This is a genomic window from Candidatus Nanopusillus massiliensis, from assembly GCF_920984865.1.
The window spans coordinates 554,224-554,491 of record NZ_OV100765.1 but is presented as its reverse complement, the minus strand read 5'-3'; the positions used below and the strand labels follow the sequence as shown (position 1 = coordinate 554,491).

Below are 268 nucleotides of genomic sequence, written 5' to 3'. Positions count from 1 at the left end.
TATTTTGATTTTTCATGATCTTTCCTTAATTTTTCTGAATCATAATCTTCTTCTTCTTTATTTAAATCTGCTACAATTTTTTCTCCAATCTTTCCAACTGCTAGNNNNACTACCAAATCTTTCATTGGAATACCTGCTAAGGATAATGCCAAAGATGCAGCATTTNNACTTGCAGTCCTTGTTCCAGCATCTGCATTCAATNNTTCAATATATACATCTATAATACTTCCAGGGATTTCTTCTATTAATAATGCAGGTTCTGATAGCT

Annotated in this window: 1 pseudogene; it reads right to left on the bottom strand. The window is 31.5% G+C overall.

What is annotated here, in order from left to right:
• Positions 1–200: pseudogene (locus tag LUA84_RS03665) on the bottom strand (hypothetical protein); the annotation flags it as partial.
• Between the last annotated feature and the right edge of the window lie 68 nt (positions 201–268).